General features: G+C 30.1%; 16 protein-coding genes. 8 read left to right on the top strand and 8 right to left on the bottom strand.

What is annotated here, in order from left to right; genetic code table 11:
* Nucleotides 1–11: 11 nt before the first annotated feature.
* From rimO to FP421_RS05195, 3 genes are all read right to left on the bottom strand, one after another.
* Nucleotides 12–1,370 (bottom strand): 30S ribosomal protein S12 methylthiotransferase RimO, encoded by a 1,359-nt coding sequence (gene rimO / locus FP421_RS05205; protein ID WP_159948275.1) that lies wholly within the window; start codon nucleotides 1,368–1,370, stop codon nucleotides 12–14.
* A 45-nt stretch (nucleotides 1,371–1,415) separates the two neighbouring features.
* On the bottom strand, nucleotides 1,416–3,266 hold the full coding sequence (locus FP421_RS05200; RefSeq protein ID WP_159948273.1) for a hypothetical protein: 1,851 nt from the start codon (nucleotides 3,264–3,266) through the stop codon (nucleotides 1,416–1,418).
* A 116-nt stretch (nucleotides 3,267–3,382) separates the two neighbouring features.
* The gene (locus tag FP421_RS05195; protein ID WP_159948271.1) at nucleotides 3,383–5,029 is read right to left on the bottom strand and encodes an amidase family protein; all 1,647 of its coding nucleotides are present in this window, start codon (nucleotides 5,027–5,029) and stop codon (nucleotides 3,383–3,385) included.
* A gap of 177 nt (nucleotides 5,030–5,206) precedes the next feature.
* Here FP421_RS05195 and FP421_RS05190 point away from each other — a divergent pair, with 177 nt between their 5' ends.
* The 3 genes from FP421_RS05190 to FP421_RS05180 all read left to right on the top strand — a co-directional run bounded on the left by FP421_RS05190 (nucleotide 5,207) and on the right by FP421_RS05180 (nucleotide 7,505).
* The gene (locus tag FP421_RS05190) at nucleotides 5,207–6,043 is read left to right on the top strand and encodes a toxin-antitoxin system YwqK family antitoxin (RefSeq protein ID WP_159948269.1); all 837 of its coding nucleotides are present in this window, start codon (nucleotides 5,207–5,209) and stop codon (nucleotides 6,041–6,043) included.
* 83 nt (nucleotides 6,044–6,126) lie between these two features.
* Nucleotides 6,127–7,119 (top strand): toxin-antitoxin system YwqK family antitoxin, encoded by a 993-nt coding sequence (locus FP421_RS05185; RefSeq protein WP_159948267.1) that lies wholly within the window; start codon nucleotides 6,127–6,129, stop codon nucleotides 7,117–7,119.
* A gap of 68 nt (nucleotides 7,120–7,187) precedes the next feature.
* Nucleotides 7,188–7,505, top strand: a complete 318-nt coding sequence (locus FP421_RS05180) for a DUF7677 family protein (RefSeq protein ID WP_159948265.1) — start codon at nucleotides 7,188–7,190, stop codon at nucleotides 7,503–7,505.
* Here FP421_RS05180 and FP421_RS05175 read toward each other — a convergent pair.
* The 3 genes from FP421_RS05175 to FP421_RS05165 form a co-directional block, all read right to left on the bottom strand.
* Nucleotides 7,502–7,660 carry a hypothetical protein gene (locus FP421_RS05175; protein ID WP_159948263.1) on the bottom strand — a complete coding sequence of 53 codons (159 nt, stop codon included), beginning with the start codon at nucleotides 7,658–7,660 and terminating at the stop codon, nucleotides 7,502–7,504. The two genes, FP421_RS05180 and FP421_RS05175, sit on opposite strands and share 4 nt — an antisense overlap.
* Nucleotides 7,661–7,846: 186 nt before the next feature.
* On the bottom strand, nucleotides 7,847–8,428 hold the full coding sequence (locus FP421_RS05170; protein WP_159948262.1) for a TetR/AcrR family transcriptional regulator: 582 nt from the start codon (nucleotides 8,426–8,428) through the stop codon (nucleotides 7,847–7,849).
* A gap of 80 nt (nucleotides 8,429–8,508) precedes the next feature.
* The gene (locus FP421_RS05165; protein WP_159948260.1) at nucleotides 8,509–9,264 is read right to left on the bottom strand and encodes an SDR family NAD(P)-dependent oxidoreductase; all 756 of its coding nucleotides are present in this window, start codon (nucleotides 9,262–9,264) and stop codon (nucleotides 8,509–8,511) included.
* A gap of 131 nt (nucleotides 9,265–9,395) precedes the next feature.
* Here FP421_RS05165 and FP421_RS05160 point away from each other — a divergent pair, with 131 nt between their 5' ends.
* The 3 genes from FP421_RS05160 (at nucleotide 9,396) to FP421_RS05150 (ending at nucleotide 11,029) form a co-directional block, all read left to right on the top strand.
* Nucleotides 9,396–10,178, top strand: a complete 783-nt coding sequence (locus FP421_RS05160) for a sigma-70 family RNA polymerase sigma factor (protein WP_159948258.1) — start codon at nucleotides 9,396–9,398, stop codon at nucleotides 10,176–10,178.
* 100 nt (nucleotides 10,179–10,278) lie between these two features.
* Nucleotides 10,279–10,650 carry a nuclear transport factor 2 family protein gene (locus tag FP421_RS05155; RefSeq protein WP_159948256.1) on the top strand — a complete coding sequence of 124 codons (372 nt, stop codon included), beginning with the start codon at nucleotides 10,279–10,281 and terminating at the stop codon, nucleotides 10,648–10,650.
* A gap of 4 nt (nucleotides 10,651–10,654) precedes the next feature.
* The gene (locus tag FP421_RS05150; RefSeq protein ID WP_159948254.1) at nucleotides 10,655–11,029 is read left to right on the top strand and encodes a hypothetical protein; all 375 of its coding nucleotides are present in this window, start codon (nucleotides 10,655–10,657) and stop codon (nucleotides 11,027–11,029) included.
* 162 nt (nucleotides 11,030–11,191) lie between these two features.
* Here FP421_RS05150 and FP421_RS05145 read toward each other — a convergent pair whose 3' ends face one another.
* Nucleotides 11,192–11,599, bottom strand: a complete 408-nt coding sequence (locus FP421_RS05145) for a winged helix-turn-helix transcriptional regulator (protein ID WP_159948252.1) — start codon at nucleotides 11,597–11,599, stop codon at nucleotides 11,192–11,194.
* Between the two features lie 97 nt (nucleotides 11,600–11,696).
* On the opposite strand from FP421_RS05145, the gene FP421_RS05140 reads away from it, so the two are divergent.
* Nucleotides 11,697–12,062 carry a nuclear transport factor 2 family protein gene (locus FP421_RS05140; RefSeq protein ID WP_159948251.1) on the top strand — a complete coding sequence of 122 codons (366 nt, stop codon included), beginning with the start codon at nucleotides 11,697–11,699 and terminating at the stop codon, nucleotides 12,060–12,062.
* A gap of 44 nt (nucleotides 12,063–12,106) precedes the next feature.
* A complete protein-coding gene (locus FP421_RS05135; RefSeq protein WP_159948250.1) occupies nucleotides 12,107–12,448 on the top strand; it encodes a TfoX/Sxy family protein in 342 nt (113 codons plus the stop codon).
* 221 nt (nucleotides 12,449–12,669) lie between these two features.
* Here the strand turns inward: FP421_RS05135 and ftsY are convergent, their stop codons facing one another.
* Nucleotides 12,670–13,641, bottom strand: coding sequence for a signal recognition particle-docking protein FtsY (ftsY, locus tag FP421_RS05130; protein ID WP_159948249.1), 972 nt, complete (start codon nucleotides 13,639–13,641; stop codon nucleotides 12,670–12,672).
* Between the last annotated feature and the right edge of the window lie 129 nt (nucleotides 13,642–13,770).

Here is a 13,770-nt window from a genome sequence, read left to right as displayed (position 1 = left end):
GGTTTTTATATTTAAGATTGATTCTTTTTTTGATGTAAAGGAACTGGTTTTTCTTGCTTTTTTACTGGAGTTCCATACAAGTCGTAATCTCCTGCTTCATGAATTTTAATATCTACAAATTCACCTATTTTTATGTAATGTTCTCTGGCATCAACTAAAACGTCATTGTCTACATCTGGAGAGTCGTATTCTGTTCTTCCGTAGAAATACTCTCCATCTTTTCTATCGAACAAACATCTAAATGTTTTTCCAATTTTTTGCTGATTCAGCTCCCAAGATATTTGTGACTGAATTTCCATAATTTCATTTACTCGCTTAAACTTTACTTCTTCAGGAACATCATCTTCTAAAACATAAGCACCCGTATTTTCTTCATGAGAATACTGAAAAGCCCCCATACGTTCAAAACGCATTTCTTCTACCCAATCTTTTAGCTCTTGAAACATTTCTTCAGTTTCTCCAGGATACCCTACAATCAAAGTAGTTCTTATTGCCATTTCTGGAACAACTTCTCTAAACTTGTTGATTAAAGCTGTGGTTTTTTCATGGGTTGTTCCTCTTTTCATCGATTTTAACAACTCTGTATTGATATGCTGTAAAGGAATATCTAAATAATTACACACTTTTGGCTCACGCTTCATCACCTCTAACACGTCCATAGGAAAACCCGTTGGAAATGCGTAATGCAAGCGAATCCATTCTATTCCATCAACTTTTACTAAAGCTTCTAATAATTGTGCTAATGCTCTTTTTTTATAGATATCTAATCCATAATAAGTTAGATCTTGAGCAATTAACATGATTTCTTTAATTCCGTTTGCTGCTAATTTTTTAGCCTCAGTTACAATATCTTCTATAGGTGTAGATTTGTGTTTTCCACGCATTAACGGAATTGCACAAAAAGAACAAGGTCTATCACAACCTTCAGCAATTTTTAAATAAGCATAATGTTTTGGAGTTGTTGTTAAACGCTCACCAATCAACTCATGTTTGTAATCAGCTTCTAAAACTTTCAATAAGTTTGGTAAATCGTGAGTCCCAAAATATTGATCTACATTCGGAATTTCTTTTTCTAAATCTGGCTTGTAACGTTCACTTAAACATCCAGAAACAAAAACTTTATCAATTTCTCCAGCTTCCTTTTTTTGTGCGTAATGCAAAATAGTATCAACAGATTCTTCTTTGGCTTTACCAATAAATCCACAAGTATTGATTACAACAATATTTCCATCATCATTTTCATCTTCATGAACTACGTTTTTACCATTAGCCTTTAATTGCCCCATTAACACCTCACTATCGTAGATGTTTTTTGAGCACCCTAAAGTAACTACGTTAATTTTATTTTTTTTGATGGTTTTTGTACGCATTCTATTTTGTAAATTTTAGGCTGCAAAGATACAACTTGTTTTGGTTTAATTTAATAATTGCGAGATAAGAGACACACTAAAAATACTTAACATAAACCAACCAATAAAACCCTGAATAATGGACAAATACCTAGGCAAACCTTTTGTTGGTATTTCTCCAAAACCTAAAGTTGTAAATGTATTTAAAGATAATGTTAGCGCATTTATAAACTTTAATAGTAAATCAAAAAACAATAATACCACAATCCATAATCCCATTAAAAAACTTACAATTATTTTCTTTCTTTTTGGTAAATCTACCCATTTACCTTTTAAAACATCAGTCTTATCAAAAAGTTTACTTATAATTCTGTAGTTCGTAGACGAAAAATAATAGATGGGTTTTGCCAGCCAAATAAAATAACTTGGTGTTTCTTTTTGACTCTTATGCATGTATTCTTTAAACTCTGTAAAAGTCATTAATTCGTCTTTTTTTTCTTCTTGATAAATTTCTTTCATACTTTCTTTATTTCTAAAGTATCTTGTATAAAAACGAATACGCTTTATTAATCTATTTCTATTTATGGTATCCCAAGAGTTTGGAAAAAACAAATAAATAAATGCAAAAATAAAAACTACATAAATAGACATCATGATTGACCTTGAAGGCTCTGTACCATATGCTGAAAAGACTTTTAAAAACTGATTAATTTTCCAAGTAAAATAGGTTTTAAAAGAAGATTTTTTTTCATTTAAATATTGGTATCGTTTTGTTTCTAAATCTTTTAAAGCAACATAGGTTTCGTTTGAATAATCTGTATCATATTGAGATTTATAAAAATCATAAAAAGAACCTAACAATCTTTTTTCATTTTTGTATGATTTTTCAAATTCATATCGATAATTATCTACATATATTTTTAAAATGGAATCATTATAAAACAATTCTTCTAGCTCTACAGTAGTAGTTGAATTTTTTTCTATGTTTTTTATGTGTTCAACAAAACCTTGATAAGAAATCATTTTTGATTTCCAGTTTTTCCACTGATAATTATCGGTTTTATTAAAATTTTCAACTTCAAGCAGTACTGGTTTTCTGAATATATTATCTTCAATAACATTTATAGCTGACGAAGAAATGCCTGCTTGAAACAGTATTACACTTGCATCTCCAAAATCGTTAGAAATAATTTGTGTACTCCCAGATTTATCTAAAAAAAGACTTATCATGTCTTTTCCTTCAAAGATATTACCATAAAAATCTATAGATCTAATATTGTTTACACTAAGTTCTCTTTTTGTATCAGTAGTTTCTATAAAATCTGTATTTACAATAGAAACAAATAAAGCAGAAAAAGTTTCTATAGTACCAATATCAATAGCTACATCTCCATAAATAGCACATTCATTTACAGCAATTTCATTATCATAGAAAATAGAATTTAACTCAAAATAATCTATGTAAGGATTCATAGGAACATCCACATCTACTGTAAGACCTTCTTTAAAGACACAGTTACTAAAAACAATAGCGGCAACGTTTACAATAGTTACTGGTTTTGTAAATTTTATATGATGAAGTGCTACACCAGTTTCTTCAAATCGGTTTTCAAAATGAACGTTTTTTAAATCAATTTCAACATCAATTGTTAAAGTATCACTACTTGAAAAATTAAGCTGATTGTCAGAAATTTCATAATAAAAAGAACTGTCTTTTTTTGTATCAAAAAAAATAAAAGCATCTTTTAAACTAAAAATAGAATCTTTAGATTCAGTTAATAGTTTTATAAAATCTGTATGAGAATATTTTTTTAATTCACTAGGTGATTTCTGAGCTAAGAAAGATTGCAATGACAAAAATAACAACGCGATAAAACATATCTGTTTTAAAGATATAATTGATAATTTTTTGGACATCTTAAAAGTTTGGTATTCAAATATATAAAAATATTCAAAGCAAAAATTAAAAGATAGTCATTTACATTAAGCAATTAATATTAGCAAAACAAGGTAACTTGTATTTGTTAAAATTATTATTTATAGTTTATTGGTATTTTTCTTGCTTTGGTTAATTGTTCAAAAGCATATCCAATTTCTAACAATTTTCTTTCTGAAAATGGCAAACCAACAAAAGTTAAACTTATGGGTTCTCCTGAGTCCTTATATCCCATAGGAACTGTTAATGTTGGATGAAAAGAAACTGCAGCTATACCAGAATGATAATTATTGATGGATAAAATTGCATCTAAATTCTCATCTTGTAAAGATTTTAAATATTTTTCACCTTCACTTTTTAAATTATTTTTCACAATTGCTAATTCCTCTAAAGTAGTTTTATCGTTTACAATTCCTTGAAATAATTGTTGACCATAAGGAGCTCTTAGCAAGGTATCTTTTAAATTAAAATCTACAGCATCTTTTACATTTTTAATGGAAACAGCCTTATCTGCGTTATTAGCCAAATATGCTGGTAAATCGTGTTTCATATCAATATTTAACAAGGTTAAAAAACCATTAAAAGATATTTCTGGAGGCGTAATTTCTATAATTTCTGCTCCAGCTTTTTTTAACTTCTCTACATTTAATGCATAGATTGAATCTGACAACAATGGTTTTAATGCACCTAATCTTACTCCTTTTAACTGATTTCTAAATCCGTTTTTAAAATACTCATCATTAATTTCTTTTGAAGCCTTATCACTTTGATCATAACCAGACATAGCATCCATAAAAATAGCATTATCTACTACTGATTTTGTCATTGGCCCAGGTGTGTCTAAAGTTGATGAAATTGGTACAATTCCTGTTCTACTCAACACGCCAATGGTTGGTTTTAAGCCTACCACAGAATTCTGACTAGAAGGAGAAGTAATTGACCCTGAAGTTTCTGTACCTACTGCTGCTACCGCAAAATTGGCTGCTACTGTAACACCACTTCCTGCAGAACTTCCACCAGTTTCAAACTCTGCTCTACCATAAGGATTTAAGGTTTGTCCGCCAACAGCAGAATACCCTAAAGGACATCCTGAACAGAAAAAATATGCCCATTCACTTAGATTTACTTTACCCAATATGATAGCACCATTTTCTTTTAATTTTTCTACAATAAAAGCATCTTCTGTATTTTTATTATTTTCTAATGCCAAAGCTCCTGCAGTAGTTGGCATTCCTTTGGTATTGATATTGTCTTTCAATAAAATTGGCATTCCGTAAATGGAATATTCTGAAACATCATCTTTATTTTTATCTCTTTGTCTAGCTTCTTTTAATGCAATAGGGTTTAACGCAATTATAGAATTTAAAGATAAAGTAGAATCACTTTCAAACTTTCTAATTCTATAGAGGTAAAATAAAGTCAGTTTCTCATAGTTCAGTTTTCCTGCTTTGATACTTTTTTGAAGTGATGGAATATCTTGCTCTATAACCAGAGGTTTTAAACTGTTATAATCTGCTTCAGAAAAATAGGATAAGTCTTCTTTAAACGGAGCAAAAACTTGGTTCATATCTATCACTTTAGACTGAAACAACTTGAATTGCATTCTTTTGCTTTTGTGGTTTTGTTGCTCTTTTAATGCTGCCGTTTCATCATATTTTTTAAAAACAACATCTGGTTGTTTTTCTTTGGTTTGACAAGAAAGCATTGTTATTGTTAAAGCTAAAAGAATTCCTATTTTTTTCATGAAGATAGATTTTACTTTCAAAGATAAGGTTTCAATCTTAAAAAATAAAAAACCAAAATGGGAACTATTATTTTTTTGTTTCTAAAATTAAAAAAACCGAAATTAGCTAACAAAGAATATTAAGTCTTTACAACGACATCATATTCATTTTAAGTTGGCAAACATTAAAACAACAATATGAAATCAAAATTCCTTAGAATAGTTATAATACTATTTACTGCTCAACTTACTGCACAAACTAATGATTTACTTGGTAAATGGGTAGTGTTAAAAAGAGAGCTGATTGATAATGAAATAATTGTACAGTCTGAATCATATAAAATCAACCCTAATTGTATAAAGTTTCTTGAATTCACTGAAGATGGTAAGTTTTTCTCTTCGGATTGTAATTCTAATGAGGAACTTATAGGAGATTTTAAGTACAGTTATAAAAATATTTTTAGGTTAGTAGATAAAGGTGGTGAAAAAATCAATTTCACAGTAAAAAGAAATAATCTTAATTTAGAAATAGTATTTATCTATGATACTGAAAATGGTGAAATTAATACCAAGTTTAATTATAGAAAGTACAATTCAATACATAAGCAATTCATAGTTCCTGAAAGTGAGAAACTTAACAAATTAGAAATATATCAAAACTACCCTAATATGACAATTAATGAAATTGAAAATTATTATGAAAAGACTTTTTATGAAAATGGAGAATTAAAAAGTGTTTTAAAAAGAAACGATTACGATTATTACCCAAAAGAGAAAAAATTATTTTATGATACAGGAGAATTATGGGAATTCAAATATTTTTATGATGATAAATCTATGTTGGAAATAACTCTTTGGAAGAATGGCAATTTATCTTCTGTCGGAAAATATAAGAATGATAAGAGAATTGGAAATTGGAAAAACTACTATAAAGATGGAGAGTTACTAAGTACGGGTAAGTTTTTAGATGGTAATAAGAATGGTGTATGGAATTATTATCGTGATGGTAAAATAATAATAACTAAAAATCATTAATCCTTATAGTTTACGCTTTGCTAAAAGAAAGTACTTAAACATAACTATGTTATACATTAAATTATCAAACCCATTAAAACAAAATGAAAAAAATAATTCTACTTACTATCATTATCTTGATTAACAATATAGCTTTCGCACAAATTAAAAAAAAGTATTATGATAATGGTCAACTAAAATACACAGGTATGTTAACTGACGGAAAAAAATCTGGTGAATGGAAGTTTTTTTACGAAAATGGAGAATTAAAATCAGTTGCCAGTTTTGTTAATGGAAAACCATCTGGAGAAGTTAAAGAGTATTACCAGAATGGAAAATTAAAATTAGTAAGAAACTTTTTAAATGGAAATTTGTCTGGTGCAGTGAAGTCCTATCACAAAAATGGTCAATTGCAAGGAGTTGGAAACATAGTAAATGGAAAGATACATGATGAATGGAAATTCTATTATGAGAATGGACAATTAGAAAGTATTGGAGAAATGTCAGGTGAAAAAAAAATAGGTTTGTGGAACTATTATCACCAAAATGGAGAATTAAGTCATAAGGGAACCTATATAAATGGAATTAAATCAGATGAGTGGTTGTTTTACTCTGAAGGTGGTGTATTAAAAAAACGACAAAATTATTTAGAAAGTGGTGAAATTTATGAAAAAAACTATTACGAGATTGGACAATTAGAATATGAAATAATTTTTGGCAAAGATGGATTAAGTAAAAATGAGGCTAAATATTATCATGAAAACGGTCAATTAAGCGCGATTGGTTCATGGTCGAAAGGAAAAAAGGAAAGTGTATGGAAATACTATCATGATAATGGTCAATTGAAAGGCTCTTGGAATTTTGAAAATGGAAAATTAGAAGGTGAATTGAAAAGATATCATGAAAATGGGGAGTTAAATTTATTTGAACTATGGAAAAACAGTAAACTTATGAATATTGTAATAATCAAAGATGAAAAAGGAAATAAATTGGATAAAGGAACGATTATAAATGGAAATGGTACAGTTAACGTATACTCTTCTTCCGGAGAATTAATTAGAACCGATATTTATAAAAATGGAATAAAACAAGATTAATCAAACAATTTCTTACCAATAACAATAAGTGAAATTTTAAAATAACTAAATAAAAGGCAAATTGAAATATGAAATTATCTCAAAGTTATAGGAGCGCTTTACGTTTTTTTATTTACTACTACTTCAACAATACTTTAGGTTTCAAATCGGGCATTTCGAAATTAACCGAATTAGATTATGTAAAAGAAATGAACGAAATGCCTTCTAATTTAGAAACGATGTTTGCTATTTTTTCTAACAACATTGAAATGGATGCCACAGGTAAAGTACTTAATTTTGATTACTCAATAAAAAGAGCTTCTCAATTCGTAACTACTTGCTTGTATGATGAAGACATATATGTTGTAGAGCCGTCTTTTGAAGAGTGGGAAATTGAGTTACATTAATATCCCAAAAACGTTTGACTAAAATCTCTATATAGTTGCTCTTTTAATACTGCAGTTTCATTATATTTTTTGAAAACAATATCTGGTTGTTTTTCTTTGGTTTGACAAGAAAGTATTGTTACTATTAAAGCTAAAAGGATTCCTGTTTTTTTCATGAAGATAGATTTTACTTTTAAAGATAAGGTTTCAATCTTGAAAAATAAAAACCAAAATGGGAGCTATTAATATTTTGTTTCTAAACTTAAAAAAAACCGAAATTAGCTCAAAAGGAAAATCAATCATTAAAACGACGTTATATTCGTGTTAAGTTTTAGGTATTTTACCTTAAGAAAGGTAATAAATCAATATAATAATGATAATACCACATGAACTGAATCAATGAGCTTCTTTTTATCGGTGCTAACTTTGGAAACAACACGAATACCATTGTATAAAGTATAAAAAAGTGAGGCCACAGATTTTAAGTTTTGAGTAGTTTTCAATTGGCCATCTTCTTTACCTTTTTTTAGATACTCATAAAAAATAGTTTCAAAATCTTGTTTATTGCGTTCTAAAATTTGAATAATATTTTTATCATTTGGAACAAGCTCTGTTGTAGTATTAACCACAAAACAACCTTTTCGATCTTTATCTGCTAATGCTTCTTCGATTGCGTTATTGAAAAGTTTTGTAAAACCATCGATGATATTATCATGATTACCCAAAAATTGTCTTAAACCTTCGATATTAGTCTTTCTATAAAGTTCAAAAGACTTTCTAAAAAGTTGTTCTTTATCTCCAAAAGTATCATACAAACTAGCTCTGTTAATTCCTAGATGATTAACCAAGTCTTGCACAGAAGTAGCTGCATAACCTTGTTTCCAAAACAAATTCATTGCTTTAGACAATACTTCTTTTTCATTAAATGTTTTTACTCTTGGCATATAAAAAAATGTGGAAGCGATAAACGCTCCCACAAAACTAAAGTATTGGAACTATCGTTCCAAATTTATTCAAAAAAAAATTAACTCAAAAGAGGATTAATATTTATACCTCCATCTATATTGTACTCACTTCCTGTGATAAAAGAAGCATCATCTGAAGCTAAAAACGAAACCAATTTAGCAATATCCTCTGGTTGCCCAAAACGTTTTAAAGGTACTCTATTTTGCATCGCTTCTGCAAAGCCATTCAACTGTTCTTCTTCCATTCCAGTCTTTCCAAAAATTGGTGTAGAAACTGGTCCTGGATTAACCGAATTTATTCTAATTTTTCTTGGTGCTAATTCAGTTGCAGCAGTTCGTGTATACGAATTTAAAGCAGCTTTTGAAGCAGCATAAACAGCAGTATTAGGCATTCCTGTATAGGCATTTACAGATGACAAATTAATAATGGATGCACCATTATTTAAGATTGGAAGAAACTTTTCAGTAGTAAATAAAGCACCTTTAAAGTTAATACCCATTTGATGATCGAACATCTCTTCGCTAATTTGTCCAACTGGAGCTGGTAAAAAAATACCTGCATTGACAAATAATATGTCAACCTTACCATAACTTTTACCTACTTCATCTACCAAATTATCTATTGCAGAAAGGTGTTCAACGTCTGCCACTAATCCTTTTACGTTAAGTTCTTCAGCTGCTAATTGAACTTTTTCATGACTTCTTCCAGTTATAATAACTGTTGCACCTTGTTCTTTTAGTTCTTTGGCGGTTGCATAACCAATACCACTATTTCCTCCTGTAACAACAGCTACTTTTCCATTTAATTTACTCATTTTTCTATATTTTAATTAAAATTTTTTTTGGAACGTTCGTTCCGTTTACAAACATAACAATAACAGAACGTTTATTCCAAATAAAATAACATTTTTTTTTTGATTGAATAATTTTTCTTACTTTTACTATAATGGATGTGCAAACTTTTAAAACAGAATTTGTCAATTTTAATGATGAATTAACTTCTTTCTTATACCGTTTATTAGCCAATAGGCAGGATGCTGAGGATTTGACTCAAGATACATATATTAAGGCTATATCTAATCTTGAATCGTATCAATCAGAAAAAGCAAGCTTAAAGACATGGGTTTTTACTATTGCCATAAACACAGGTAAAAATTATCTGGTGAAAATGAAACGTTGGGGTGAAAATGACCTAACTATCTGTCAAGAGTATCACTCAAACAGTCCAGAAAGAATGCAAGAAATTGGTCAAGTATTCAACTCTACACCTGATGCGCGTTTCGAAATGAAAGAACATCTCAACTATTGTTTTACCTGTATTACCAAAACTTTGGAGCTCACTCAACAAATCTGCTTATTGCTCAAAGACGTCTATGGGTTTAAGCAAAAAGAAATTATTGAAATTACTGGTTTAAGTGATGGAAAGGTAAAGCACGGAATTGCTGATGCAAGAAAAAACCTGAAGAGAATCTTTGATAATAGATGTGCTCTTATTAATAAGAATGGTGTTTGTAACCAATGTACAGCCTTAAATGGTATATTCAATCCTAAGCAAGATGCGCATATAAAAGCCAAGGAATTAAAACTATCATCAACTAAAGATCAGGAAAAGCTACTTGATCTTAGAATGAAACTTGTAAAAGATACTGATCCGCTACAAGGGTCTAGTGAATTGCATTCTTTTTTCCTTAAAAACATCCCTTCCTGGGTGGAAAAAGCAACTTCTTAAAAAATAATTTCGATTTTCCCGTTCAAAAATTTCAGCTGAATTGTATAAGTAATAGAAGCCCTAATAAAATGGGTATTTATTAACTTTAAAAATAAACACAATGCAAAAAGCAGAACAAATTTGGGGAGCATATGCTCAATCAATGCAAGAACAAAATGAAAATTGGAAAAATCTTTTAGCAGATGATGTTACATTCACTGGACCTGCTGCTAAAGCTATTGGGAAAGCCGAGTACATTAAAACAACAGAAGATTTCTTTGGGATGGTGAGAGGTGCAGAAATGAAACGTTATGTAGCTAATGATAACCTTGTTGCTACTGAAGTAGCAATTCAAGTTGCTACACCTTCTGGAAATGTCATCACTCTTGATATGTCAGAGTTTTATGAAATTAAAGACAATAAGATTCAGTCTGTTAAAGTTCATTATGACGCACAAGAGTTTAGAAAAGAATTCGGAATCAATAAAATATAGAGACATGGATAAAATTCAAAAAATACCTACAGGTTTAGAAAAATACTTAGGAGTTGGTGATATGGTGTTACCTTCAGAAGAAACGTTGAGGAATGAACTATCCAAACTTTCTAAAGAGAAATTAACCACTATTCCTATGCTTCGCAAATCAATAGCAGAACAATTAGGCGTTACAACAGGTTGTCCAAAAAGTAGCCTAAAAACACTTCGAAGTTTGATAAGTGATAAAAATTCTGGAGCTTTTAAAGTGCTCAATGGTAAAGGAGAATTAGTAGCTTCCGATCGTGAACTTCAAGCAGAACTATTGAAATCCGAAGGTTTTGAAGTCGATTTCTCCAAAACAAAACCAAAGGTGAAAAACTTTAAAGAGTTCATCTAAGAAAGTAAAAATAAAGAGGCTGTCTGAAAAGTATTAAAATTTGTCAATTTCGACTGTAATGGAGAAATCTTATCTATTGATAATTAAATACATAGGTTTTTTCTGCTTCGCTCAAAATGACATCTAAACCTACTTCTCAGACAGCCTCTTTTTTGCAGTATTCTAAAGATGGTCTTTTACCAAGTTCTCTCTTAAACTTTCTAATAATGCGTCCCTATTATTGATGGCTAGTTCCATAAATTCCTTTGGAGATTCAGTTAACTCATCATTAACTCCTCCCCAAACTATCATTTCCAACAGAATAGGAAGAAGGTTGATACCTTTTTGAGTTAGGCTATAACGTATCCTTGATTTTTTGACACTATCTTTTCCTTTAGAAATAATTCCCATTTCCTCAAGTTTTTTCAACCTGTCACCCAAAACACTCGTCGAAACTTTTTCTCCAGCTTCTAAAAACTCGTTGTAATGTCGTTTCCCTTTAAACATTAAATCTCTGATAATCAGAAACGACCACTTATCACCAAAGTGTTCTAATGTGAAATTTATAGGGCAATGTGATCGTACTTCCATAGGGCAAATATAAAAAAAACTTAAATTTAACTTGCAAATTAAAAGTTAAATTGTAATTTAGCTTCGAATTTACAAGTTAATTATTAAAATTTAAATCATGAAAAAAACACCTATGCAAATTGTACATGAAGGTTTTGGAGGAGGAATGGCTTCTGGAACGGATTCATGGAAAGAATTTATTACAGATGATATTACCTTTGACGGTCCTGCTGCTCAGGTTAGCGGAATGAAAGCCTTTATTGAATTAAATGAAGGCTTTATGTCTATGGTTAGAGGAGCAAGAATGAAGAAAGCTTTAGAAGTAGATAACTATGTTATTACTCAGGTAGAAATTGATGTAGAAATGCCAACTGGTAAAACAATTACTTTAGATATGAGCGAATGGTATGAAACTGAGAACGGAAAAATTAAAAGCATCAAAGTTTATTATGATGCAGAAGAGTTTAGAAAAGAATCTGCTTAAATACTTAATTAATTCAATAAGCTAATTAATTATATTATAGGATTATGGCATATAACGAACATCAAGCCGATAGAATTCGACAACGATTATTAAGAGCTAATCTTACTGAAGAAAAGAAAATGATGGGTGGCCTCATCTTTATGGTTAATCACAAGATGTGTCTTGGAATAGATATCGATAAAAAAACCGGATTGGATAGATTGATGGTTCGAGTTGGAAAAGCCAGTCATGAAAAGCTGATATTTAATAAAGGAAGTCGAGAAATGAATTTTACTGGTAAAGTGATGCGTGGATTTCTTTTCATTGACCCAGATGGTTTTGATGCCGACGATGACTTAGATTTCTGGATAGAAAAAGCCTTGTATTTTAATAGAGAAATTAGTTAAGTCTAGTCTAATATAATTATATAAAGGCACAATTAACGGTTTAGGTATAGGTTTAGGTTTAGGTTTAACTTTAATCGATTTGTGGTTTAATTGAGTATCTTTTTAAAAAAGGACTGTGAATAAATTCCGCCTCTGCTCTTATACTGGACCTTAGCTGCTTAACATAAAAAAACTCCTTTCATTTTTAGAAAGGAGTTTTTATTATCATGAATAATCAGTTGTTACTTAAAAAAAGAATCTACAAATTCTACTTTGTTAAACACTTGTAAATCATCAATACCTTCTCCTACTCCAATATATTTTACAGGAATTTGAAATTGGTCTGAAATACCAATTACAACTCCACCTTTTGCAGTACCATCTAATTTGGTCACTGCTAAAGAAGTTACTTCTGTTGCTTTGGTAAATTGTTTGGCTTGTTCAAACGCATTTTGTCCTGTAGATCCATCTAAAACCAATAACACATCATGTGGCGAATTGTCTACCACTTTTTGCATGACACGTTTAATTTTAGTCAACTCATTCATTAAATTGACTTTGTTATGCAAACGACCAGCTGTATCTATAATTACCACATCAGCATCTTGATTTACAGCAGATTTCAACGTATCAAAAGCTACAGAAGCAGGATCAGAACCCATTTCTTGACGCACAATTGGCACATCTGTTCTATCTGCCCATACTTGTAATTGATCTATTGCTGCTGCTCTAAAGGTATCTGCAGCACCCAAAACTACTTTTAATCCTTGTTTTTTAAACTGACTTGCTAACTTACCAATAGTTGTTGTTTTTCCTACACCATTTACACCAACTACCATTAAAACATAAGGCATTTTATTCCCTTCTTTTTTTGGTATTTCTGGAATTGTAAATTCTGTTTCGTTACCAATGTTGGTTTTAGATAATAAACCTGCAATTTCTTCGCGAAGAATCTTATTGAGTTCGTCTGTACCAACATATTTGTCTTTGGCAACACGCTCTTCTATTCTATCGATAATTTTTAGTGTTGTATCTACACCAACATCAGAAGCTACTAAAACCTCTTCTAGGTTGTCTAAGACATCATCATCTACTTTAGATTTTCCTGCAACTGCTTTGGTTAACTTACCAAAGAAACTTTCTTTAGATTTTTCTAAACCTTTGTCTAAAGTTTCCTTTTTTTCTTTTGAAAATATTTTCTTGAAAAAACTCATCTTCTTTTTTTATAATCTAAATGAACTACTCTAAAAAGCATGCCATTTGTTTGGTTTGGTCAATTTGTCATTAAAAATGCCCGCGTTAGGGATTGAGGCTTTGTTGGAGCTCTTTGAAAAAAGCGACTG

It is taken from the genome of Polaribacter septentrionalilitoris, from assembly GCF_009832745.1.
Taxonomy (GTDB): domain Bacteria; phylum Bacteroidota; class Bacteroidia; order Flavobacteriales; family Flavobacteriaceae; genus Polaribacter; species Polaribacter septentrionalilitoris.
The sequence above is the reverse complement of the archived record's forward strand: the minus strand, read 5'-3'. Positions and strand labels throughout refer to the sequence as shown.